This window comes from Acinetobacter sp. RW6 (genome assembly GCF_041956835.1).
GTDB classification, from domain to species: domain Bacteria; phylum Pseudomonadota; class Gammaproteobacteria; order Pseudomonadales; family Moraxellaceae; genus Acinetobacter; species Acinetobacter calcoaceticus.
This window is the reverse complement of record NZ_CP167121.1, coordinates 3767887-3792696: the sequence shown is the minus strand read 5'-3', so window position 1 is coordinate 3792696 and position 24810 is coordinate 3767887. Positions and strand designations below refer to the sequence as shown.

The window sequence follows — 24810 nt, the reverse complement described above, 5'->3', positions numbered from 1 at the left end:
TTATGAACCTGGTGCCGTAATTTGAGTGAGCTTATTGGTATAGTTAAATTCTTGAACTTGAGTACTAAAAGGTACGTTATGATTTGCCAAACACTCCGCTAATGTTTGCTTAGCTGTTAAAGCGGTATCAAAATTGTCACTAATTTTTGCTGAACTCGTGCTTAAGCACTCACTTTGTAAAGTTTCTATAGAAGTAGATGCATAGGCCGGTAAAAAAGCTGTTGTAATCACTCGAATACGTTGTGTAGACAGCATACTTTTAGGTAGTTGAGTGCCCTCAGAGGTGTTTGTTCCTCGTGGTAAATTTGAACCTGGAATATCACTTGCAGCATCTGTTGGAATACTTACAGCAACTTGGGTAACTACAGCTTGACGATTACTTCCATAGTCACTTGTTAAATCACAAAAACCAGCCACCCCGCCATCTTCGACGACTGCATTATTAGCACTTCCTGCCCGAAGTAAACTTGCGCCGCGAGTCTGAGCAAAATTTGTAAACGTAGAAACAGGTTTATAACAGAAGTTGTATTCTGCACCAGGGTTACTTTCGTGTTCTTTGAGCGCAGCGCCAATCACATTAGTGATATTAGTTAGGGTGGTAGGATTCATCTGCACAATAAGTTCTAAAGGTGTGTCAGATGACTGAAAATTTAATTGGCTGACTTGGCTATTCGTAGCAACTTTTAAAGAAACAATAGCCACTCTTATTGCTAAAACACCTACAGAAATAACAACCAATAAAATAATAAGCACAACAATAAGGGTTGCCCCTTTTTCCTTAGATTTACTATTATGAATGAAATGGGTCATAGACTTTCCCCCATCGCATTGCGTAGAGCAATTGTTACGTTATAAACTCGGCGTAAGAATCGAGTTGTAGTGTCAGAAGCATGCACGGTTTGGTCTAACATAAGAAAAGATTGCGCGGGATCTATTGCTTTGTTTTGAGCATTATTAGTAGAACGGGCTAGTACCGATATTTGTATTGAAAGAATTCGCGGCGCCGTCACAGATGGTGTGGCATCTCGAGCAGCCTGTGCAGCAGCCCGATATTGGGGAATCGTATAATAAGCAAAATTGCCAGCCGCATTTTTTGCACCAAATAGCACATGAAAATGATCAATACGCGGCAATACGATTTGACCAGCGTCACCCAACCCATCAATAGTGGTAGGTTGAGCTGCAGCTGCTACAGTAGAAGGCGTATTTGCATCACATGCAAGTGCATAATCTTGCTGAGAACTGCCATTACTATCCAGACGTAAGAAATAACGCTCTACAATTAAATCCCCTGCAAGTACATTCACACCCTCACAATTGGTCATATTAGTAGGAGCAATAAATTGAATAGTCAGCTGATCACTTTGCACAGCAGCATTTGAACTATTCTGTATATTTGAAAGACCTTTCCAGTGATTACTAACAGTACTCACCGTATCTCCAGCACCACGACTTAGTAATGTGTCAGCAATATAAGTATTTGCTCCAACATTAGGAACAAAATTAACACTGTCATTGTTGGTTGCTGTTGAACCAGTTAATACAACACCCCCCCAAGGGGTAGTATCAGTTAATATCGGGTTATTCACATTTCCATAATTTAGAAGACGTATATCACGTGCGATATATTCCAAACCAAAAATACCGCTATCTTGTATTTCAGCATTTGCTTTTTGTAGACGACTAGATAGAAGTCCGCCAATAAATAATTGAGTCGCCGCGGCCACCAGAATGAGGCCTAAAGCCAATGCGACCATAAGCTCAATTAATGTAAAGCCTCGCTGCTTCCATAATACAAATGAGTGAGCCATTAATATGCCTCCATCATTAGGCAATTTGAACTATTGGCATAAACACCATTTGTACTCATACAGCTCGATACATCTGCGCTGGTAACTCCCCCATTGGTTGTAATTATTGGAGAAGTTTTTCCCAAAAAACAAACAAACACTGCCTCTGCTGAGCCATTGTGCTTGTAACCCCAGGGCAATTTGTCATTGTGATTTTCATGCCAAGTTGATCAGCATTTCTCGCTGCTTGATACGCATCAAATTGAGCAAGTTGGGAAGGCGTACAAGCGGTATTGAAACACAACGTAGGAGCAGCGGTGGTAGATGAATAATTGCTATAACCACGAACAAATAAAGGATATTGACTAGCCTGAGAACTATTTACGCGAATATTTTCTGCTAATCCTCTCATAATCATAATAGCTTGAGACTTACTTAATGCTTCTGAAGAAGCATCCATAGCCCGAACTTGCAAGGCAACATATCCTAAAACTCCTATTGCAAGTAAAATTAAAGCGACCAACACTTCTAATAAACCAACCCCAGTTTGAGCTTTTTGCTTAGAGCTCCGCATTAACATGTCTCCTCAGCTTTAAAAATTAATGTGCCAAGCTTTGTTAAAATAAGAATTTTCTTTTTATTTATTTTTGAATTACAAATAGATAAAAGTGTATCTTGGGTAATATTACTTACCACTCCATTCGCATTAAAAGTTAAAGTCGTCGCTGTTAATGAACTCTGTGTACCATCAGCAGCTACATTTTTGAGCTCAAGAGTGCTATTGGAAGCTGCTTTCCAATTGAAAGAAGTTGGTGTATTTGAGGCTGTTGAATTCAGATTAATAGATACATCTTGTCGACCAAGTATTGCTTGGCTCTTCGCTTCCGACAAAGTATTGATTAGGTCTCGTTGATTTCCATCTAGTCGTTTGCCTTCTAATAGATTCGACATAGACGGCGCAGCCATCATCGTAATAATAGCCATTACTGCAATCGTCACCATAAGCTCAACCAAGGTGAACCCTTCTTGCGGAATAATTCCCCTCATCCCTAGAAACCCCAAATAAACTTAAAAATTTTTTATTTATTATTTAAATTTTACTTTTTATATTTACAAAACAAATACAAAGCAGATAAAGGGTATAAAAAAACAGATAACTGTCATATCAACAATTATCTGTTTTACTATTTTAAAATCAGTATGTTAAATAAGTCACACTTTAAGCTTGAGTCACGTGAATGCGTAATTCTTTAGGAAGACTAAAGGTTATGTTCTCTTCACGCCCATCTAATTCTTTAGGTGCTTGCGCTCCCCAGTCTTGTAAACGTTGAATCACTTGCTTAATCAGAATTTCCGGCGCTGAAGCACCCGCTGTCACACCAATTTTGCAAGTATCATTGAACCATGACTGTTCTAACTGATCAGCATTATCTACAAGGTAAGCTACTTTGCCCATACGCTCTGCAAGCTCGCGCAAACGATTTGAATTTGATGAATTAGGTGAACCTACGACCAATACAACATCACACTGTTCGGCCAAGTCACGTACAGCATCCTGTCTGTTTTGAGTTGCGTAGCAAATATCGTCTTTACGTGGCCCTTGAATATGAGGAAATTTTGCACGCAAAGCATCAATAACTTTAGCCGTATCATCAATTGATAAAGTTGTTTGAGTTACAAATGCAAGTTTTTCAGGGTGTCTTACTGCAAGTGCTGCAACATCAGCTTCATCTTCAACCAAATAAATGTCACCACCTTTCAATTTGTCATATTGGCCCATTGTCCCTTCAACTTCAGGGTGTCCTTCATGACCAATTAAAATTGCTTCAGTACCTTCACGTGCATATTTAGTCACTTCAATATGAACTTTGGTAACCAAAGGACAAGTTGCATCAAAAACTTTTAAACCTCGGCGCTCAGCTTCTTGTTGAACGGCTTTTGAAACACCGTGCGCACTAAAAATTACAATTGAGTCATCCGGAACCTGATCTAGTTCATCAACAAAAACTGCGCCTCTTTGACGTAAGTCATCTACCACAAATTTATTGTGTACAACTTCATGACGTACATAAATAGGAGGATTAAAACATTCTAAAGCCCGATTGACGATTGCTATGGCTCGATCAACACCGGCACAAAAACCACGCGGATTAGCTAACACAATTTCCATAACAGCCTCAAAATTAATAAAACAGGGGAATTTCTCTTGAATATTTGCAATTAAAACTATTCAGTTTAAACGCACGGTACACTACAATAGCGAAGATATTTTATCATATCAGGAAAAATATCATGTCGGGTCTATTGTTTGTCGTTTCTGCTGCATCAGGAACAGGCAAAACATCTTTGGTGAAAGCCCTGCTTGACCGTGTAAGCAATTTACATGTTTCAGTCTCGCATACTACCCGAGGTCAACGTCCTGGTGAGTTAGATGGTGTTCACTATCACTTCACTACAAAAGATGACTTTCTAGACCAAGTAAACCATGAAGGCTTTATCGAATACGCTGAAGTATTTGGTAATTACTATGGCACTTCTCAAGCAACTGTAAAACAACAGTTAGCTCAAGGGCACGATGTTCTACTTGAAATTGATTGGCAAGGTGCAGAGCAAGTACGCAAACTTTTTCCTGAATCCAAGCAAATCTTTATTTTACCGCCAACACAGTTTGACCTACGTCAGCGTTTATCTAATCGCGGCACTGACTCAGTTGACGTCATTGAACATCGTTTAAGCTGTGCAGTTGAAGATATGCAGCATTACACGAACTTTGATTACATCATTATTAATGATGATTTTAATAAAGCCTTACATGAGCTTGAAGCTGTGATTACAGCAAACCGTTTAGTGTTATCTCAGCAAGCAAAACGTCATCAAACATTAATTCAAGACTTGATTACTCCTCAACCAAAACAGGAATAACTTGAGTCTGGATCGAAAGCCTTTTATACTGTTTAGTCTGTTCAAATTCACCATTCCAAAACGAGAACTTTTATGGCACGCGTCACCGTTGAAGATTGTTTAGATCATGTAGACAACCGTTTTGAGCTTGTGCTCGTTGCAAGTAAACGTGCTCGTCAATTGGCACGTCAAGGCATGGAGCCAACTGTAGAATGGGATAACGACAAACCGACTGTAGTTTCTTTGCGCGAAATCGCGGCAGGACACGTTACGAAAGAAATTCTTAAACAACGTGAACAAGATTATCAAACTTCTAGTCTTGATCTTGCTCTTTCTACAAACAGTTTGAATTTAGAAGGTTTTTCTTTCTAATTAATTCTGTTTCATAAAAAAACCATCGTTTTTCTGCGGTGGTTTTTTATTTGGCTTTGTCTTGAATTTAAAGATATTGAAAAAAGCAATTATTTTCATTGAAAAAAAAATACACTTTTTCAAATGAAAAAATTGACAAGTTCCGCAATATGCTTTTCATTAAGAAGTAGATAGATTTAGTTTCTCAGCATTAGGAAAAAGGGTGATTTATGCCAGGCGAAGAGGTCAGCCAAGCCAAGCAACAGCTTAAATTGATTATCGACCCTTACTTATCGGTAAGTGAGGTCGAGAAAGTGCTTGCTGCCTGTGATTTTGCCGATCTAGCGCATACTGGCATTACACGTAAAAGTGGTGAACCTTACATTCTGCATCCAATTGCTGTCAGCTGCATTCTTGCGAACATGCGTTTAGATGCTGAAACTTTAATGGCAGCACTTTTGCATGATGTTATTGAAGACACTCAATATACAAAAGAAGATATTACTGAAAAGTTTGGTCTGACAGTTGCCGAGCTAGTTGACGGTGTAACCAAACTTAGCCAGTCAAGTGATAAAGAATATAACAAGGCCGCCTCATTCCGAAAAATCTTGCAAGCGACCCTACAGGACCCACGTGTCATTATTATTAAATTAGCCGATCGCTATCATAATATGACAACTCTAGGTGCTTTACGTCCAGATAAACGCGCCCGTATTGCTCAAGAAACTCTTGATATCTTTGTGCCAATGGCAAGATTAGTCGGCATGAACGAAATGGGCGATAATCTAGAAAATCTTTGTTATCAAAATCTTGATCTTGATATGTTTGATAACGTGCAAAATGCACTACGTCAAACCAAACCAGAGCGATGTAAATATCAAAGTATTTGGGAACAAAACCTCGCTGAACTTCTCCATAACTATCATATTCAAGGTCGCATTAAAAAGAAAAATAACAATATCGAATTATTACGCCATTTCGTTAAAAATGAGATGGATCTACAAGAGCTTACCCATAGCCATGCTTTTGAAATCGTTTTACAAACAATTGCTGACTGTGACCGCTTAGTTGATGCCTTAAGAGAAAATTTTCAGGTGATTCAATATCAGGACCATATCCGTCGTCCGTTACCTGGAGGCAACCAATCTTTACTGATTAAACTTAAAGGCGAAAAAACTACACTATCCCTTACCATTCAAACCGAACTTATGCGTAAAGCCGCCCGTTTTGGGGTAGTGCTCGGTGAAAATGCACCACAAACTTGTCGCTCAGCCATTCAGGCCTCTATGCAAAACCTGAATACGCTTATCGATGGAGAATGTGCAAAAACAACCTTCAATGATTTATTAGATTACTTACATCAAGAAAAAATTTGGGTTTACACACCACATGGTCAACTCCATGAGTTACCACAAGGTGCTACCGTAGTTGATTTTGCATATTCAGCAAGTTTATTTTTAGGTAACCATGCAGTTGGTGCAAAAGTGGATGGTGAGATTAAACCATTATCTACACCATTAATTAGCGGTCAGGTTATCGAAGTTATTACGGATGTTTTAGCAACACCAAATCCAGACTGGTTAAGCTTTATTAATACGCAAAAAGCCCGTCGTGCTTTACAACATGTTCTTAAAGATCAAGAGATTGAAGAACAGCGTCTTGTCGGTGAGCAAGCACTTTCCCGCGCATTAAAACTTTTCAATCGTTCAATCAGCGATCTCTCTGATGCTGACTGGTTAGATTTACTGCAGTGGCGTCACATCGATAACAAGAATACATTGTTTGAACAAATTGCGGTTGGTGACTTACTTCCTCAACTTGTGGCTAATCACCTATTTGCTCATGACAAACACCCTCAAGTAGAAAACTCAGATCGACTTATTCAGAGTACCGAAGGTATCGACGTTAAATATGCGCATTGCTGCAATCCAGTTTTAGGTGACCCAATTCAAGGGCACTTAACACGTCGTGGGTTAATTGTGCATCGCATCCGTTGTCATAACTTGCTACATGAACAACATCTACATCCTGAAAATATTATGCCGCTTCAATGGAAAGCAGATGATGTAGATGATGTACGTTTTACCGCCTACCTCGCTATAGATATGGCAATGAATGATGAACAGGTATCAGACCTGATCTATCAATGTCGTAAAAATAATGCTGGGGTAGAGATGGTTCATTCAAATGAGCAAAGAACTTTTGTTAATATTGTAGTCAACAACCGTAAACATATTGCAAAAGTCATCCGCGACTTACGTATGCATTATGGTTTCCCGCGTATTGAACGTTTGGATGCTGCTAACCCCCAAATGGAAGTTTCCAAAGTAAGCTAATCTTTACAAGAGCTATTGGTCAGGTTTATGTTTCTTTAACAAAATCAAACTTTCCAAATCCACTTAATCAATTAAATCGATGATACTTTTGTCCAAACCTATCATCGATTATGATGGAAAGAGATTTAATCAAGGAGAACCAAATGTCCCGCCAAGTGATTCATACTGAAAATGCCCCTGCTGCTATCGGCACATACTCTCAAGCTATTTTAGTAGACAATACGCTATATCTATCAGGACAAATTGGTTTAGACCCATACAGTATGGAACTTGTAGAAGGTATCGAAGCTCAAATTCGCCGTGTATTTGATAATTTAAAAGCGGTTTGTGAAGCTGCTGGTGGTTCACTTGCAGACATTGCCAAACTTAATATTTTCCTAACCGATTTATCAAATTTCCAACTTGTAAACCAAATTATGGGTGAATATTTTGCTCAACCGTATCCTGCCCGTGCAGCATTAGGTGTAGCTAGTCTACCTAAAGGTGCATTAGTAGAGATGGATGGTATTGTTATTATCAATCAATAAGATACAAAATATTAAACACTCGAAATTAAAAAAATATTTAGCTCTAAATTAGGTACCACCCTTGCGCAAAATCTGAACACTACTCAGATTTCCGCTCAGGTGGTATTTTTTTATCCAAAATCCCAATAATAATAAAATGAGATTTTAAATGAATTTCATTGACAAACGATAATAATTATCAATAATATCAATTATCGCATTTATATTTGGGGATCACTCCCATGTACGTTTGCTTGTGTCGTGGCATTACCGATCAAGATATTAAAGACGCTGTTGAAAATGGCGCTGAAAGCTATCGCGAAATTCGTGACTTGCTTGATCTCGGTACTTGCTGTGGACGCTGTGCACCAGAAGCACGTGCTATTATTAGTGAAGAATTATCAGAAATCGCTGCTCGTATTTCCGTAGCTGCGTAAAAAATTATAAACATTTAACCGTATTTATTAGCTCCTCCACCGCTTTTTGCGGAACGTTAATAGTTCCTCATTCAAGCGGTTTTTTTTGGCAGGAAACTCTCCTTTACTAATATTGTGTTGTTTTTGATTGCGATTTTCATTTGCTGTTCCATAAACTACTCGCCATATCCATGATTGTTCACTAAAATGGTTTTATAGATTGCCTTAATTGGATTAAGGCAGAAATTGTTTTGGAGTAGCTACAATGAAAGGCAATCGTGATGTCATTAATCAGCTTAACCAAGTGCTGTATCATCATTTAACTGCAATTAATCAATACTTTTTGCATTCACGCATGTTTAATGATTGGGGAATTGAGCAGCTCGGTTCTGCCGAATATAAAGAATCAATTCGTCAAATGAAGCATGCAGACAAAATTATTGAACGTATTTTGTTTTTAGAAGGCCTACCTAATCTTCAGCATTTAGGTAAACTTTACATTGGTCAACACACAGAAGAAGTTCTACACTGTGACATTCGTAAAGTGAAAGAAAATATAGAAGCGATTCAGCAAGCAGTAGCTTTAGCTGAAACTGAGCAAGACTATGTGACTCGTGATCTCGTTCAAGAAATTTTAGAAAAAGAAGAAGAATATTGGGACTGGTTAGATACTCAGATTGACCTTATCGGCAGCGTTGGCATTGAAAATTACATCCAGATTCAGATGTAATTTCTCATAAAAAAATCCCCTTGAGTACAAGGGGATTTTTTTATTACTTTTCTTTTAATAAATCTGGTAGCGTTATTTTTTGCTTATAGAGATGCTTTAAAATTAATATTTGGTGCTGTGCTTGCTCTATTTTTCCATTATAAGCCAGCAATTTTGCATATTTACGTAAATTATATGGGGTTGCTTTATTCTTTACTGAATTTCCCCACTTAACTAAATCAGCTTCAGGTAATTTAGTTTCTGGATTAAGTTCAATCCATTTTAAACGCTCTTCAAACTGCGTTAAAACAAAAATTTTACTGCTTCCCATGAACTCTGCATTTGGCTTTTTATTCTTATAAAGTAAATTACTATTCAGAACATAGACATTGTAATCACGTAAAATCGCAATAATAAGCAGTAAACTAACTATCCATATTAAGCGAAAAAGTTGCTTATTAAGTACAACTCCTTTGAGTACTGGAGTCTGCGCCTGAACAATACCAAGTAAAAAACCACAGGTAAGCAAGAAATAAGCATAGCGCTGTGGGAACTCGAACATGGCATGAATAAACACCGCACACACCATCATAATCGCTATAATTGAGATGGTTTCTTTAGCCTGTTGATTTAACCAAAGGAACCAACACGCAAAGTAAGCAATGATTACAGCAGCTAATGGAATACCATTCCAGACAATTAAATCAAGCAGTACATTATGGGCGCTATTAAACCATACATGTACAGTTCCATATTGAATACTATCGACTACAGCAACACTAGTTTGGCTCCACCCATACCCAGCCCATGGTTGCTGAGCTATAGCATGCAATATTTGTATCCACATACCTACACGCTCATGCCCCGAACCTGCCCGAGCAACAAACGTACTCGTTTCAGTAATCTCTGTATTTGTAGAGAATTCGATGAATTGAGTGATATAAGGTAAGATTAAGCCAGCAATTAAAAAAAATGTTAAGCACCACAAAAAGCCTTGAGCAAGTCCAAATCTTTTTTGCTTTTTAAACTGCTTAATCATCCAATAGATGAGTAAAAATGGAAAAACTATCCATGAAGTTCGTGACTGACTCAATGCAACCGTAAATAAAATAATGAGCGCTGAAGGCAATAACAACCAGATAGTTACTTTGTTCTTTTCATATAAATACAAACACCCTAATAATCCAATAATTAAAAAGGTCGCCATATTATTGGGTTGACCAAAATTACCGTAAGGACGATTACCCAGCAACTTAAGCACATACGGAATATGAGACTCGATATTCAACCATTGGCAAATTGCAATGAAGCTAGTGGCAAGGGATACAATAATTACGAGTAAGCTAAAACCCGAAAAGATTTGATCTCGCTTTTGTTGATCTAAAGACAGGTTGTAACCAGCTAAGACCATAAACCAAAAACCTAGCAAGTAAAATGAACTCAATAAGGCTGTGCTCAGATCAAAAACTAAACCAAAACCCCACTGTACTATTGGAATTAAAGTAAATGGCAACAACAATAGTTGTGCTCTAGGAATTTTAATATTTTGCTGAATTAGAGCGGCTAATACGCATAACCCAGCCCCAAAAGTACTCACTTCACTCGAGAACATGACCCAAGGGCTATAGTGAAATGGAGACAACCATGCAAAACCCAACAGGATTGCAGCGAGGAATAGGAAGAATACTTGCATAGTGAGAGGTTAGAGACCAAAACTGGAGAGAATTATACATGGAAGCCTAAAAGAAAATGTATGAAGTCTCTATGAAAAGATCTTGATAGAATTTACTTCAAAAAATTAAGGAATTTGTGAAGCTGGCACCAAGTGCTCAGCAGCACCATAAAACCAGAAATTTGGTGCCATTCTTTCAGCATAGCTACCACAACCCCAGCACATTAAATCTTGTCCTAAATACATGATCGTAATGTAAAAAAAGATAGCTCCCCATAAACCGATCAGTATTTTTGTCGACAGAAAAGAAAATTTGGAACTAAAAGATAATTTTCTTTGGGAAAAAGTAAAAGCTATAAATAATACACAAGCAATTTGTGAAGCGGGATAAACCATACTTCCTGAGAACATCGCATCAACTAAAATTGCAGCTAAACCAGCTTTTGCAATAGGTAAAGCATTCTTATCTCGAAACAACCTAACAACTTGATATATCATCCAAACTAAAAAAATACATCCAACTATTCCCCATTCAAAAATCCCCCTTAAATATAAGTTATGTATGTGATGTCCATATTTATATTTGATTTCTGAGAGATAACCTCCTCCCACTCCAGACCATGGCTGCTCTTTCCATTGCTCAAAAACAAAACTCCACATCTCTGCACGCATAGATGTCCCTGCTCGCATTACGGTCATAGTATTTTTATCAATGAAATAAATCGTAGTTTTGTAAATAATAAAAGCTAAGAATATATAACCACAACTTTGTAATACTAATTTTCGATTTTCTTGAGAATATATAAAAAGAACTAGTAATCCTATCAAGACCGCAAGTAAAGCAGATCTGGCACCATCAAAGAACCAAGCAAGTGCGAAAAAGAAAATAGCAATTGGATAAAAGTAATGAAAATAAGGGTAGTTTTTATTTTTTAAAAAAATTAGAAAAAAGAATATAGGCACGATAACGCTGTCATAAATTCGGATCGTGCCAGAGTTAAATTGCCAATCAAACCATTGTTTGTACAAAATAAAATTAGTGATAGAAATAAGAATAAATAAACATGGAATAAAGCATGAAACTATAATTAAAGCTATTCTATGTTCTATATTACCTACATTCCTTAATGTACATGTTAAAGCAGACAATATAAATAATAACGTTATCGCCGACCAAAGTTCTTGAAACTGAAAAATGCTATAACTTGTTATCTGTATAGTTACTAATACACCAATTAGAAAAAAAGTAATTTGAGTGAAGATTGAATATTCTATTTTTTTTTTGAAATTTAAAATTAATAAAGCACATAGAGCTAATGGAAACTGTAATAAGCGGAGCTCATCATATTGAAAAATAGACCAACCAATTTGATACCCTAATATGGCTGCAATAAGATAAATGCCTATTAATGTAAATAGCATATTATTTTTTAACATATTTACTTTCTTCAATAAAAAAGAGAGGCCTAAACCTCTCTTTTTTAATTTTAATATTAAGATGCTGCACATCCTTTAGGAGCAAGTGTTTTATTATCTGTATCTGTAATACCTGTAGTTTCACAGCTCCAAATGCCAGTTGCACCAACTCTTGTCCAAGTCATTACTGCACCTGTAACTTGAGAAGGGGTATTTTGAACTGTACATTCAATAGTTCCATCACCACTACCTGCTGCAAAACCAGTTACAGCAATATTACAATTTGATGTAGTTGCCTGAAGGCCAAGATCAGCTAGGGTAACTGCCTCCCCATTATTAATTCGCTCTTCAGCTACAGTTTTACCTGCTGAAATCTCTGACAAACTTGCTGTTAATTTAGATTTTGCTTGATACTTACTATACTGTGGAATCGCAATTGCCGCCAAAATACCAATAATGGCAACCACGATCATGAGTTCAATTAATGTAAAACCTTTTTGTGCATTCATAGCCTTTTCCCCAAAGATTGTATGTATGTTTTTATATAAGCTTTTTCAGCTATCAACTATATTGCAGCATCCATGCCAACTTTTATTTTATTTATAAAACAAAAACTTATACTAATATTTCAATTTACTAAATATAAAATCACTGTAAATAACTGACAAAAATTGTCATATAACTTTTCACCAAAATGCATCACATATCAGAAAAAGTAAACCAAATTTATCAAAGTTTATATTTGTTTTTGTGAATAAATTCTCTTTAAAAATAAATAAATAGGTGACATTTTTTGTCAATCACCTTTAAAAAATAAAAACTATGAGATATAGAAATTTTAGACAATAATTTAATTAATAATAATCGGGGCATTTCCCAATTCATTCGATTGATCTGGCATGTTTTCATCATAAAAACGTGACATCACCTCTCCAATTTGATGAACACCAATCACTACAGCTTGTTGATACTGTTTTTGTTTAAGTTGTTGCACGATAGACTCACAAATCTGCTGCCAGACCTGATCTTGGGTTGCATTTCTAATCCCACGATCAAATACGATTTCTACGGTGCGTTCACATAAATTTAGGTATAACAATACGCCACTATTTAATGCGGTGTCCCAAACACCTAATTCTGCAAATAACTGCTGTGCCCTTAAACGTGTATTTTGTCTGTAGGCCTGTGAACATGGAATATGGCCTTCTATTACTACTTGTATTTCTCCAACATGCCCATGTTCTGCTTGTTGTACAGCATCAGCAATCGTCTGCTTATCTTGTTTTGAAAAATAACGGCTACTGGCCGGAAAATAGCATAGATGTTTAAACCAACGTTTTAGGCTTGGCTCTACAGATTCCTCAATTTTAGGTTGAGTAATAATTTGTGTTGTTTCTGATGTTGTTACCATGAGCCTGAAGCACCTCCACCGCCAAAACGACCTCCGCCGCCACCATAGCCTCCGCCACCACCGCCGAAGCCTCCCCCACGTCCACCGCCACCTGAGCCACTCAAAATGGCCTGTAAAATAAGTTGAGCAATTGAGGTAATGAGTAAAAAGAAGATTCCAAAACCAAGTAATAAGCTAGTCACTAGACCCGCGCCATTTACAAAACCTGCTACCGCAGCAGCAACGCCCGCAGTAGATGCACTAAGAGGTCGTCCTACAATAAATGACCCTACAATTCCGGCAACAAGAATAAATAGAGCCATTGTGAGGGTTGTTTGTTTGGCTTGTTGCTCTTCTGCGGCTTGGTGTTGTCGTTCTTTTAAATCTTGAGCAGCTTGCTGAGCGACTTCTGGATCAAGATTAAGAATTCTTCCGATTTCATCAATGCCTGCATTTAAACCTTGAGCATATTGGGCTTGTTTAAAATAGGGTGTGATTTGGTTTCTAATAATTCGACTCGAGACAATATCTGGTAATACGCCCTCTAAGCCATAACCGGTTAAAATTTGTATACGGCGGTCATTTACCGCAACCGCAATGAGCAATCCATTATCGCGCTTCGCTGAACCAAGTTGCCATTTTTCACCTACACGCAATGCATAATCAAAGATATCTTCTTGCCCTGTTGTAGGAACAATAACAATACCGATTTGTGCTTTGCCTTGTTGATATAAACTTAGAATTTTTTGGTCGAGCTGCTGCTTCTCTGCCTCGCTTAATATATTTGCTTGATCAATAACAGGCTGATTTAAGGTTGGCAAACCACGAATCGATTCACCATCTGCCATATCGTTGGCGACTGGGGCTTGGGGAGCTACGCCAGAAGCAGACTGTTCACTTTTAGAAGTGGAAGCTTGAGCCTGCTGCTTCTGAATAATTTTGCCCGCTACAATGGTGTCAGTTTCATCAGTAGCAGTTGCAATATTAGTCTCACTCCATGCTGCATTCTGAAAAAGAACACCGCAACAGAGCAAAATTAAGGTAATAACAAATACCTTAATTTGCTTAAGCTGAAGCAATATATTATTTCTCATGCAGCACTCCTTTGATTCTTAAAATTAATCAAAAGAAACTTTTGGTGCCTGCTGTGCAGATGCTTCGGCAGAGAAATTGGCTTTTGGATGCATACCAATTACTTTTGCAGTCACTGCTTGCGGGAACTGGCGTACATATCCATTGTAGTCTTGCACTGTTGTAATATAACGATTACGAGCCACAGCAATACGGTTTTCTGTTCCTTCTAGTTGAACTTGTAGCTCTTGGAATTGGGTATTGGCTTTTAAATCTGGATAATTTTCAGAAACAGCAATCAGACGAGATAAAGCCCCTGTTAATTGACTTTGAGCCTGTTGGTATTTTTCAAGTAAAGCCGGGTCCTCTAGAACTTCTTTATCAACCTTCAAACCAGCAACATTCGAACGTGCCTGTGTAACCTCGGTTAATACTTGTTCTTCATGCTTAGCATAACCTTTTACAACATTCACAAGGTTTGGTACTAAATCTGATCGACGTTGATATTGGTTTTGAACTTCAGACCAAGCTGCCGTTACTGCTTCATCTTTGACTTGTAAAGTGTTATAGCCACACCCTGAAAACAATAAGGTACTGGCAAGTGTCGTCGCGATCGCGAGTTGTTTCAATGTTTTCATCGTCACATTATCCTCAAGTTTTTCTTTATATTTTTAACCTCTTTCCTCGATTGTATGATGATTTTGGCATTATTGTGTTGCTTTTATTTTATTGATTTAAAAACCGGATTTTTCAATCCGGTTATTTATTAACTTAATAGTTGGTCTTTTTCTTGTTGAAAACTTGCCATTTGATATTCATCTGCCAAAGAACTTTTCCAGTAATCGACCATACGGCCATAATCCTTTTGACTTGGATGGAAATCTTTTTTGTAATATGCGAAATATTCCGGCATGAGCTGGACAAGCATTTTAACCAGCAAATATAAACCAAATAAATTACCTCCGATTTTAGGTAAGCTATTCCATTTATCTTGCCAAAATAAGCGGGTTGTTCCATAAAAAGCGATACTGGCAAATCCTGTCGTGACACTCCGCATGAGTAAGCGGCGAATACGATCATCCCCATACACATGCTGATAGACATCGAACGCCACTGAACGGTGCTCAATTTCTTCAATCGCATGCCATACCCAAAGTTTTAGTGCATCTTGATCTAATGTTTTTAATAACTCTGGGTGCTGTAAAACATATCCTCCAAGTAGAGCAGTAAAATGCTCAAAAGCACAGGTAAGTGCCAATTGCAGTTTAGGAGGAATCGTTCTTAAATATTTATCACGCTGATTTAGCCAGTTTTGAAAGCTGTCCAGATTATAATCATCACGCCGCCAAGCTTCATTAAACTCATCATGAGCTTTAGAATGCATTGCTTCTTGCCCAATAAAAGCGGCAATTTGAGCCTGTAATTGTGGATCGGAAACCTTATCACGTACATTACGCACGCTATTTACGAAAAACTGCTCTCCTACAGGAAACGTTGAAGATAGTGCAGTTAAAAAGTGAGACATAAGAGGAGAATTCGCAAAATAGTGCCGCTTGATCGCCTTAGGATTAAACTCAAGGCGACGCACTGTAATACCCAACGCTTTTCGACGATTTAAATATGATTTTTCTGCCGTCATACCTGCGATGTTCATATTCAACACCTATTGTATTGAAGAAAGAAGCTTTGAGTATGTCGTGAGTTTAGAAGGCTAAAAAGGGCAAAAAAGCTTATTGTATTTGCCAAAAATGTCAAAGTGACTAGCGGTAAAAATAAAGCCTGCATCAAGCAGGCTTTATTAAAAACTTTAAAAATAGTTTTTTAGATTAAACACCGAGGTAGTCTAAAATTCCTTCAGCAGCTTGACGGCCTTCCCAAATCGCAGTCACGACAAGGTCTGAACCACGGACCATATCGCCACCAGCAAAGATTTTCGGGTTCGATGTCTGGAATTTGAACTCTTGCTTTTCAGCTGCCACAACACGGCCTGAACCATCAAGATTAATATTCACGTTACCAAACCAGTCAGCTGGGCTTGGGCGGAAACCAAATGCAAGTAAAACCGCATCAGCTGGTAAGACTTCTTCAGAACCAGGAACTGGTTCAGGGCTACGACGGCCACGACTATCGGGTTCACCCATTTGAGTCGTCACCACTTTAACGCCTGTCACTTTGCCATTTTCGCCTACGATTTCGATCGGTTGACGATTGAATAAGAATTTCACACCTTCTTCATAGGCATTTTTTACTTCACGCGCAGAGCCTGGCATGTTGCTTTCATCACGACGGTATGCACACGTTACATCATGAGCGCCTTGACGTAATGAAGTACGGTTACAGTCCATCGCAGTGTCGCCACCACCAAGTACAATTACTTTTTTACCATCTAAGCTAATGTACTCGCTTGGGTCTTTTTCCCAACCTTGGCAACGATTTACGTTAGAGATCAAGAAATCAAGTGCATCATAAACACCTGCAAGATCTTCACCTGGGAAGCCACCCTTCATGTAGGTATAAGTTCCCATACCCATGAATACAGCATCATATTCTGCAAGTAATTCATCAATGGTGACATCTGTACCAATTTCAGTATTTAAGCGGAATTCGATGCCCATACCTGTGAAAATTTCACGACGGCGCTTCATTACATCTTTTTCCATTTTAAATTCTGGAATACCGAATGTAAGTAAGCCACCAATTTCAGGACGCTTATCGAATACAACTGGCTTAACACCACCACGAGCTAAAATATCCGCGCAACCTAGACCTGCTGGACCAGCACCAATGATTGCTACTTTTTTGTCAGTCCATTTCACGCCTGACATATCTGGACGCCAACCTAAAGCGAAGGCTGTGTCGTTAATATATTTTTCAGCATTACCAATAGTCACGGCACCAAAACCATCATTTAAGGTACAAGCACCTTCACATAAACGGTCTTGTGGACATACGCGACCACATACCTCAGGTAATGTGTTTGTTTGATGGCAAAGCTCAGCCGCTTGGAAAATTTGGCCTTCAGCGATGAGTTTTAACCAGTTTGGAATGTAGTTATGTACAGGACATTTCCATTCGCAATATGGGTTACCACAACCTAAACAACGGTGAGTCTGATTAGCGACTGTTTCCGATGTAAAAGGTTTATAAATTTCCACAAATTCTGCTTTGCGGACAGTAATATCTTTTTTCTCTGGATCTTGGCGTGCTACATCCAGAAATTGAAAGTCATTATTTAGGCGTTCTGCCATGTCTCTCTCCGTGGGTAGGCGCGGATTTCACTGTTGCCCGCACCTGCCTATGTCGTTGCAGTCGTGGAATTATTGTGGATCAGCTTGTGTTGTTTTCAAAAGCGTTTGCAAATTAGCAGCCTTTGGTTTCACAAGCCAGAATTTACGGCTGTAGAAATCGAACTCATTGCGGATTTTATAAGCCCAAGCACTACCTGTTTCTTTGATATGCTCATCGATAATACGCAACAAGAACTCTTTATGATCTTCCATAGATTCTGTTGAAATACGATTTAAATCAATCAATTCATGGTTGTAGTAATCTACAAAGTCATTATCAAGGTCAAGTACATAAGCAAAACCACCAGTCATGCCCGCACCAAAGTTATGGCCTACTTTACCAAGTACAGTTACAACACCACCTGTCATATATTCACAGCAGTGATCACCAGCGCCTTCAATTACTGCAAATGCACCAGAGTTACGAACCGCAAAACGCTCACCCGCTGTACCCGCTGCAAAAAGCTTACCGCCAGTTGCACCATACAAACAGGTATTACCAATAATTGCTGTGTTTTGTGTTTGGAAAGGCGAACCTTGTGGTGGGAAGATTGAGATACGACCACCTGCCATACCTTTACCCACATAGTCGTTTGCATCACCTTCAAGACGGATGTGTAAACCACCAGCGTTCCATACACCAAGCGACTGACCAGCAGTACCAGTTAAGTTCATTACAACAGGGTGCACTTCCATGCCTAAGTTACCGTAGCGACGAGCAATTTCACCTGACACACGAGCACCAATCGAACGGTCACAGTTCACAACTTTGAAGTTGAACTGACCACCTGCACTTGATTCAATTGCAGGAAGCATTTCCTCAACCATTTTCTCAGCCAATACACCTTTATCAAATGGTGCATTACCTTGTACTTCACAGTACTGTGCTTTACCGTCAGCAGATGGATGAGACGTTAATAATGCACTTAAATCAAGGTGGGCATGTTTTTCAGTTTCACCCGGTAATACTTCAAGTAAATCAACACGACCAATTAAGTCTTTCAATGAAGAAACACCTAAAGCTGCCAACCATTCACGAGTCTCTTCCGCAATAAAGTGGAAGAAATTGATGAGCATTTCTGGCTCGCCAATATAGTGCTCTTGACGTAAGTGGTCTTGTTGAGTTGCAACGCCGGTTGCACAGTTGTTCAAGTGACAAATACGTAGATATTTACAACCTAAAGCAATCATTGGTGTTGAACCGAAACCAAAGCTCTCAGCACCTAAAATTGCTGCCTTGATCACATCAAGACCTGTTTTTAAACCACCATCAGTTTGTACGCGTACTTTGCCACGTAAGTCATTCACGCGAAGTGCTTGATGCGCCTCACTAAGACCTAATTCCCATGGAGAACCCGCATGGTGAATTGATGAAAGTGGAGATGCTGCTGTACCACCGTCATAACCAGAAATGGTAATGAAGTCTGCATATGCCTTAGCAACACCTGCGGCAATTGTACCCACACCCGGTTCAGATACCAGTTTTACTGACACCATTGCTTTCGGGTTAACTTGTTTCAAGTCAAAAATTAACTGAGACAAATCTTCAATTGAGTAAATATCGTGATGTGGTGGAGGTGAAATCAGCGTTACACCCGGTACAGAGTAACGTAAACGTGCAATTAAGCCATTTACTTTACCGCCTGGTAACTGACCGCCTTCACCTGGTTTTGCACCTTGAGCAACTTTAATTTGCAATACTTCAGCAGAAGTTAAGTAAGCAGGTGTTACACCAAAACGACCAGATGCGATCTGTTTGATTTTCGAGTTACGAATTGTGCCGTAGCGAACAGGATCTTCACCCCCCTCACCAGAGTTTGAACGACCACCAATCGTATTCATCGCGATTGCAATTGCTTCATGTGCTTCTGGAGAAAGAGCACCTAAAGACATACCTGCCGAGTCAAAACGAGGCAAGATATCTGCAACTGACTCTACTTGGTCAACTGGAATCGAATTTGTTGTTTTTAACTTGAATAAGTCACGAATAGTTGCAACCGGACGGTTGTTAACCAACTCAGCATATACTTTAAAGTCTTCATACTTACCAGAGCGAACAGCCGTATGTAATGAGTTAATCACATCTGGGTTGAACGCGTGGTACTCTTTATCAAATACAAATTTAAGCAAACCACCCTGATCAATCGGTTTACGATTTGACCATGCTGTAGCTGCTAATTTTTTCTGGTCTTTTTCAAGGTCAGCAAATGTTGCACCCTGAATACGGCTTGGAACACCCAAGAAGCACTGGTCTACAACTTCAGATGACAAACCTACTGCTTCAAAAAGCTGACCGCCACGATACGAAGCAACTGTAGAGATACCCATTTTTGAAAGAACTTTTAATAAGCCTTTCTCAATCCCTTTACGGAAGTTCGCTTGCGCATGGATTGGATCACCTAAAAGCTCACCTTTAGCAATCAAGTCATTAATCACGTCATATGCAAGGTATGGGTAAACTGCGGTTGCACCGAAACCAAGTAATACCGCAAATTGGTGCGGATCACGTGCAAAACCAGTTTCAACCATGATGTTAGCATCAGTACGTAAACCAGTTTTAATGAGGTAATGGTGTACCGCACCTGTTGCAAGTGCTGCATTTGCAGGCAAGAAACCTTGGCGAATATTTTTATCAGTTAAAACAATTAAAGTTTTACCATCACGAACGGCTTGTGCTGCTTCTTCACAAATACGTGTAATCGCCGCTTGCAAACCCTCTTCTTCAGCATAGTTCAAATTGATGTCAACAGACTCATAGCCTGCACGATCAATACTACGGATTTGCTGTATTTTTGAGTTAGACAGAACAGGGCTCGAAATAATGATTCGATCTGCGTGCTCTGGACCTTGCTCAAATACATTCTGCTCACGACCTAAACACGTCTCAAGGGACATTACAATCGATTCACGTAATGGATCGATTGGAGGGTTAGTCACCTGTGCAAATTGTTGACGGAAATAATCAGTCACATGACGTACTTGACGAGACAATACAGCCATTGGCGTATCATCACCCATAGAACCTACTGCTTCCTGACCACTTTCAGCAATTGGACGCAATAACTGGTCACGCTCTTCAAATGTCACCATAAACATTTTTTGAGCTGCTTTTAAAGCATCGCCAGTTAAACCTTGATCAACTAATTGTTCTTCAAGTTCAGGATTAGCCTTTAAGCGAATTGCATGATCACGCAACCATTCACGGTACGGACGCATGTTTTTAAGATGAGTGTTTACATCTTTAGTATCAAGCACTTTGCCTGTTAAGGTATCAACTACCAAAATTTGACCTGGACCTACACGGCCTTTAGAAACCACGTCTTCAGGTTCATAGCCCCAAACACCAATTTCTGATGCTAAGGTAATGTAATCATTTTTAGTAATTACCCAACGTGCAGGACGTAAACCATTACGGTCAAGCATACAGATTGCATGACGACCATCTTGAATTACCAAGCCCGCAGGACCATCCCAAGCTTCCATGTGCTTAGAGTTGAACTCATAGAATGCGCGTAAGTCCGCATCTAAAGTTTCTACGTTTTGCCAAGCTGGTGGTACGAGCATACGTAACGCACGGAATAAATCCATCCCGCCGCCGACCAATATCTCAAGCATATTATCTAAGCTTGATGAGTCTGAACCAGTACGGTTCACCATCGGGTTAAGTTCAGTTAAGCCCGGCAACAATGGATTTTCAAATTTAGGAGTACGTGCTAATGACCAGTTACGGTTTGCTGTAATGGTGTTAATTTCACCATTATGAGCAAGATAACGGAAAGGCTGAGCCAACGGCCAACGTGGTAAAGTGTTGGTCGAGAAACGTTGATGGAACACGACGATGTGTGATTTTAAACGTTCGTCTGCCAAGTCTGTATAGAACTCAGCAATCGCAGCAGGCATCATCAAGCCTTTATAGGTGATCACTGTCGAACAAAGCGTAGTCACATAGAATAACGGATCTTTTTGTAATTGTTGTTCCGCACGGCGACGCGCCAAAAATAGCTTACGGTTGAACTCAACTTCGGTTACACCCATTGGACAGTTCACAATGACCTGTTCAAAAGCAGGTAAAGATTGAAGTGCAATTTCACCTAGTGCATCGTTATTTGTAGGCACAACACGCCAAGCCAGTACGCGTAAGCCTTCTGCTTCAATTTCTTTATTTAAAATATTTTTAGAATGTTGCGCTAATGCCGGATCAATATTTAGAAATACCGTACCCACAGCAAAAACTTCGCTCAGTGTAATATCACTCAGTTTTTTTGCTTCATCACGAAAAAATTGCTTTGGCATCGCCAATAATAAGCCGCACCCATCTCCCGTCTTGCCATCTGCGGCAATACCACCACGGTGCGTCATGCAACTTAAACTGTGAATCGCGGTTTCTACAAGATGATGACTTGATTCACCCTTCATATGGGCAATCAGTCCAAAACCACAGTTATCCTTAAACTCATCAGGTTGATATAAACCTTGAGCGGGAGCTACAGTATTAGGCGATGGCATGTGCATAGCGTACCCTTCTTTCAATAAGGCTCTTTCGAGCGTCAAACAAACAACTTATTTCTGCGATATTGCCTACGGACGATAGTTAGCTCAATGTTTCGCAAAAAAAAATTTTGGGCTGATAAGCCAATATACGCTGTTCCATAAATGCGTACACTGGTTTTTGCTAGAAAAATGTTTTGACTTATTTCGCACTCTTTTAAAGCAGTTCGACCCCACGACTCTGCATAGACTTCCCTCTTTAGAGCGCCAAAATAGTTAGCAGTACATTAATAAGCACAAGAATAAAGCAAAAACTATGCCAATATGATTTTTTCAACTTAAGTTATTATATTTATTAAAAATAGATCAGTTTTATTCAGGCTATCATTTTAATAAATGACCAAATATGCACCACACTTGGTCAAAGAGTATATGTATTTCTTATTATTGCACCATATTTGTGCAAATTATTCTTACCGTTAGTTCCCTCTTGCGCCCTCATTTGTTGCATTTTTTGGAGGAGCTTCAGTTGCACGATTTTGTTGAGCCTTTTTAGCAGTGTCAGCAGCAGAATTAGACTGGTGTACATCTACAACATTTCCCTCGGCATCTCGACGAATAATGGTTGTCCGAGTTGTAGAATTTGTTGCCGGAGCAGCCACTTTAGGTTGCGTACTGATAGCCCCATTTACACCTGCGCCCATAAGCAAAGACTCATCAATTTTAGGCAAGGCAGCTGGGCGTAACCGCACTTCATAAGTTTGGCTAATACCACCTTTCATTTCATCCGCACCTAAGTCATTGACGAGTGGCACATAAGTCGAAAATTGTTGAGGTTGCGGCTTAATTGATTCAGGCAAATTAAGATTCAGTTGTGTTAACTGCTGAATTGCATCTTCAGAACGTTTAAATACGCCATATGTCAAAACATATTGTTCAGATTGCTTTTCTCCACTTAATCGGAAGTAGATAAATTTATTTTGGTCTGAACGATTCTTTAAAAAGTTTTTAATAATATCCTCGTCAGATGTACGGAACAGCTCAAGCGTCCATTGTTTCTTGTTTTCGTTAATAAACTTTGTACCGCGGAACTCTGCCTCATGTTGACCAGATACAACCGTCCGAGTCGTTAAATCAAGAGGCCTAACTTCATCAGCTAAAGCCCCCAAGTTAGCCGTTGTTGCCACTTTTTCTGGCTGAATTTGCACTGGTGTGTCTGAATCGGCTGCTTTTTCAACTTCGACAAGCTTCTTACTATCAGTCATTACCCAGAAAATAAAAGCCAAAAACAAGCAGACGATACCACCCACCAACCAGATATATTGTTGAACATTCTGCCAAAGTGTACGTGATACAGTCATGTGTTACCTTAATTTATTATCCGTGTTGATTTGCCAAAATAGCTTGTTTCATGAGTTCAACATCAAAGTCTTTAGTAATTACCGCTTGTCCAAGTTGCTTTAACAACACTAAACGTAATTGACCATTGAGGACTTTTTTATCATGTGCCATATATCCAAGGAATTCATCCAATGGAATTTTTGGACATGATATCGGCAAATTAGCGCGTTGAATAATTTTTTTTGTACGCTCTACATCATCGCTTGAAATCCAGCCTAAACGCTGTGATAAATCAGCTGCCATTACCATGCCGGTAGCAACTGCTTCGCCATGCAACCAAGTGCCATAACCAAGGTAAGATTCTATAGCATGACCAAACGTATGACCTAGGTTGAGTAAAGCACGCTCGCCTTGCTCTTTTTCATCATTTGCAACAATACGGGCTTTATGGGCGCATGAACGATAAACAGCTTCAGCTAAAAGATTAGCATCTCGACCAACCAAGCCATCCATATTTTGTTCTAACCAAACGAGAAAATCGGCATCACCTAACAAGGCATACTTAATGACTTCGGACAATCCAGCAGACAACTCACGATCTGGTAAAGTGTTGAGTTGAGCCATATCAGCCAAAACAACTTGAGGCTGCTGAAATGCACCAAGCATGTTCTTACCCAGTGGATGGTTAATTCCAGTTTTACCACCCACACTTGAATCTACCTGTGAAAGAAGTGTGGTAGGAACCTGAACAAAATATACACCACGCTGGAAACATGCTGAGGCAAAGCCAGCCATATCACCAATAACACCACCGCCTAAAGCTAAAACCGTACAATCTCGGTTAAAACCAGCTTCGAGCAATGCATCAAAAATTAAATTTAAATGTTGAATATCTTTATATTTTTCACCATCAGGCAAAATACAAGTAGCTATAGTTTTACCCAAACTTTTTAACGCTTCTTGATAATGAGATAAATATAAAGGAGCGACCGTTTCGTTACTCACGATCATGACCTGTTGACCATGAATATAAGGCTCAAGCAACTGTTTAGGATCAAGTTGACTGCCAATAAAAATAGGGTAACGGCGTTCGCCTAATTCAACATGTAAAGTTTGCATGAATTTATAAAACCACG

21 protein-coding genes and 2 pseudogenes are annotated in these 24810 nt (G+C 39.1%); 7 read left to right on the top strand and 16 right to left on the bottom strand.

Annotated elements, in window-relative coordinates; genetic code table 11:
• The 5 genes and pseudogenes from ACB088_RS17940 to ispH all read right to left on the bottom strand — a co-directional run bounded on the left by ACB088_RS17940 (position 1) and on the right by ispH (position 3960).
• The gene (locus ACB088_RS17940) at positions 1 to 810 is read right to left on the bottom strand and encodes a PilX N-terminal domain-containing pilus assembly protein (protein ID WP_375037616.1); all 810 of its coding nucleotides are present in this window, start codon (positions 808 to 810) and stop codon (positions 1 to 3) included.
• On the bottom strand, positions 807 to 1811 hold the full coding sequence (locus ACB088_RS17935) for a PilW family protein (protein WP_133747425.1): 1005 nt from the start codon (positions 1809 to 1811) through the stop codon (positions 807 to 809). Before ACB088_RS17935 ends, ACB088_RS17940 begins: the two co-directional genes overlap by 4 nt.
• Positions 1811 to 2370 (bottom strand): annotated as a pseudogene (pilV, locus tag ACB088_RS17930) (type IV pilus modification protein PilV). The gene ACB088_RS17935 and the pseudogene pilV overlap by 1 nt, the downstream one beginning before the upstream one ends.
• On the bottom strand, positions 2364 to 2837 hold the full coding sequence (locus tag ACB088_RS17925) for a Tfp pilus assembly protein FimT/FimU (protein WP_375037615.1): 474 nt from the start codon (positions 2835 to 2837) through the stop codon (positions 2364 to 2366). Before ACB088_RS17925 ends, pilV begins: the two are co-directional and overlap by 7 nt.
• A gap of 172 nt (positions 2838 to 3009) precedes the next feature.
• Positions 3010 to 3960, bottom strand: coding sequence for a 4-hydroxy-3-methylbut-2-enyl diphosphate reductase (gene ispH, locus ACB088_RS17920; RefSeq protein WP_375037614.1), 951 nt, complete (start codon positions 3958 to 3960; stop codon positions 3010 to 3012).
• Positions 3961 to 4082: 122 nt separating this feature from the next.
• Between ispH and gmk the strand changes: the two genes are divergently transcribed.
• The 7 genes and pseudogenes from gmk to bfr all read left to right on the top strand — a co-directional run bounded on the left by gmk (position 4083) and on the right by bfr (position 9030).
• Positions 4083 to 4712: a guanylate kinase gene (gene gmk / locus ACB088_RS17915; protein WP_003653783.1), complete on the top strand. Its 630-nt coding sequence runs from the start codon at positions 4083 to 4085 to the stop codon at positions 4710 to 4712.
• 72 nt (positions 4713 to 4784) lie between these two features.
• A complete protein-coding gene (gene rpoZ / locus ACB088_RS17910; protein ID WP_002116990.1) occupies positions 4785 to 5063 on the top strand; it encodes a DNA-directed RNA polymerase subunit omega in 279 nt (92 codons plus the stop codon).
• 80 nt (positions 5064 to 5143) lie between these two features.
• Positions 5144 to 5233, top strand: a pseudogene (locus tag ACB088_RS17905) (hypothetical protein); the annotation flags it as partial.
• Between the two features lie 39 nt (positions 5234 to 5272).
• Complete coding sequence (locus tag ACB088_RS17900; RefSeq protein WP_005038306.1) at positions 5273 to 7378, top strand: bifunctional (p)ppGpp synthetase/guanosine-3',5'-bis(diphosphate) 3'-pyrophosphohydrolase; 2106 nt, start codon at positions 5273 to 5275, stop codon at positions 7376 to 7378.
• 143 nt (positions 7379 to 7521) lie between these two features.
• Positions 7522 to 7905, top strand: coding sequence for a RidA family protein (locus ACB088_RS17895; protein WP_002116996.1), 384 nt, complete (start codon positions 7522 to 7524; stop codon positions 7903 to 7905).
• Between the two features lie 221 nt (positions 7906 to 8126).
• On the top strand, positions 8127 to 8321 hold the full coding sequence (locus tag ACB088_RS17890) for a bacterioferritin-associated ferredoxin (RefSeq protein WP_004639703.1): 195 nt from the start codon (positions 8127 to 8129) through the stop codon (positions 8319 to 8321).
• A 244-nt stretch (positions 8322 to 8565) separates the two neighbouring features.
• Entirely contained in the window at positions 8566 to 9030 is a 465-nt protein-coding gene (gene bfr / locus ACB088_RS17885; protein WP_375037613.1) for a bacterioferritin, read from the top strand.
• A 43-nt stretch (positions 9031 to 9073) separates the two neighbouring features.
• Here the strand turns inward: bfr and ACB088_RS17880 are convergent, their stop codons facing one another.
• The 11 genes from ACB088_RS17880 to aroB form a co-directional block, all read right to left on the bottom strand.
• Positions 9074 to 10702 carry a pilin glycosylation ligase domain-containing protein gene (locus ACB088_RS17880; protein ID WP_375037612.1) on the bottom strand — a complete coding sequence of 543 codons (1629 nt, stop codon included), beginning with the start codon at positions 10700 to 10702 and terminating at the stop codon, positions 9074 to 9076.
• Positions 10703 to 10807: 105 nt separating this feature from the next.
• Positions 10808 to 12118, bottom strand: a complete 1311-nt coding sequence (locus ACB088_RS17875; protein ID WP_375037611.1) for an O-antigen ligase family protein — start codon at positions 12116 to 12118, stop codon at positions 10808 to 10810.
• A gap of 56 nt (positions 12119 to 12174) precedes the next feature.
• Positions 12175 to 12606, bottom strand: a complete 432-nt coding sequence (locus ACB088_RS17870) for a pilin (RefSeq protein ID WP_375037610.1) — start codon at positions 12604 to 12606, stop codon at positions 12175 to 12177.
• 341 nt (positions 12607 to 12947) lie between these two features.
• Entirely contained in the window at positions 12948 to 13508 is a 561-nt protein-coding gene (locus ACB088_RS17865) for a TPM domain-containing protein (RefSeq protein WP_375037609.1), read from the bottom strand.
• Positions 13502 to 14581, bottom strand: a complete 1080-nt coding sequence (locus ACB088_RS17860; protein WP_375037608.1) for a TPM domain-containing protein — start codon at positions 14579 to 14581, stop codon at positions 13502 to 13504. Before ACB088_RS17860 ends, ACB088_RS17865 begins: the two co-directional genes overlap by 7 nt.
• Positions 14582 to 14605: 24 nt before the next feature.
• The gene (locus ACB088_RS17855) at positions 14606 to 15196 is read right to left on the bottom strand and encodes a LemA family protein (RefSeq protein WP_003653797.1); all 591 of its coding nucleotides are present in this window, start codon (positions 15194 to 15196) and stop codon (positions 14606 to 14608) included.
• A 128-nt stretch (positions 15197 to 15324) separates the two neighbouring features.
• Complete coding sequence (locus ACB088_RS17850) at positions 15325 to 16212, bottom strand: metal-dependent hydrolase (protein WP_035358234.1); 888 nt, start codon at positions 16210 to 16212, stop codon at positions 15325 to 15327.
• 172 nt (positions 16213 to 16384) lie between these two features.
• Positions 16385 to 17806, bottom strand: a complete 1422-nt coding sequence (locus ACB088_RS17845; protein WP_017390954.1) for a glutamate synthase subunit beta — start codon at positions 17804 to 17806, stop codon at positions 16385 to 16387.
• A gap of 69 nt (positions 17807 to 17875) precedes the next feature.
• Positions 17876 to 22351: a glutamate synthase large subunit gene (gene gltB / locus ACB088_RS17840; RefSeq protein ID WP_171066144.1), complete on the bottom strand. Its 4476-nt coding sequence runs from the start codon at positions 22349 to 22351 to the stop codon at positions 17876 to 17878.
• A 461-nt stretch (positions 22352 to 22812) separates the two neighbouring features.
• A complete protein-coding gene (locus ACB088_RS17835; protein ID WP_375037607.1) occupies positions 22813 to 23694 on the bottom strand; it encodes a hypothetical protein in 882 nt (293 codons plus the stop codon).
• 16 nt (positions 23695 to 23710) lie between these two features.
• Positions 23711 to 24793, bottom strand: a complete 1083-nt coding sequence (gene aroB, locus ACB088_RS17830; RefSeq protein WP_003653806.1) for a 3-dehydroquinate synthase — start codon at positions 24791 to 24793, stop codon at positions 23711 to 23713.
• Between the last annotated feature and the right edge of the window lie 17 nt (positions 24794 to 24810).